General features: G+C 48.8%; 1 rRNA gene. It reads right to left on the bottom strand.

Annotation, left to right across the window (positions count from 1 at the left end):
- Positions 1-818 (bottom strand): 23S ribosomal RNA (locus ACXAHM_RS26280); the annotation flags it as partial.

Below are 818 nucleotides of genomic sequence, written 5' to 3'. Positions count from 1 at the left end.
CAAATCCATGTCTTCGGTGAATAGTTTAATGCCCGATCATTATCGATGCTCTGTCGCTCGACCAGTGAGCTGTTACGCACTCTTTGAATGTATAGCTGCTTCCAAGCTAACATCCTGGCTGTCTCAGCGACTGAACCTCCTTAGTTCAACTTAACTATTACTTGGGGACCTTAGACGATGGTCCGGGTTCTTTCCCTTTCGGACTAGGACCTTGGCACCCTAGCCCTCACTGCTGGTAGTGTTTGATGGCATTCGGAGTTCATCTAGATTTGGTAGGATATGACTCCCCCGCATCTAATTGGTAGCTCTACCTCCATCAAACTCACCCAACGCTGCCCCTAAAGGCATTTCGGGGAGTACGAGCTATTTCCAGGTTTGATTGGCCTTTCACCCCTACCCACAGGTCATCCGAAGACTTTTCAACGTCAACCGGTTCGGTCCTCCATTGTGTGTTACCACAACTTCAACCTGCCCATGGGTAGATCACCTGGTTTCGCGTCTACCTACACTAACTTAAACGCCACTTAAGACTCGCTTTCGCTACGACTACAGGCCTTAAACCCTTAATCTTGCTAATATAGGTAACTCGTAGGCTCATTATGCAAAAGGCACGACGTCACTACACTAAGTAGCTCCGTCCGCTTGTAGGTATACAGTTTCAGGATCTATTTCACCCCGTTATTCACGGTACTTTTCACCTTTCCCTCACGGTACTTGTTCACTATCGGTCTTTTGGGAGTATTTAGTCTTGGCGGATGGTGCCGCCGGATTCAATGGGGGTTTCACCGGCCCCCACTTACTCAGGAACTCTCGCTCTC

It is taken from the genome of Flammeovirga sp. AWQ4_249 (assembly GCF_056161045.1).
Note: the sequence above shows the minus strand (reverse complement) of the source record. Positions and strands in the feature narration are given on the sequence as shown.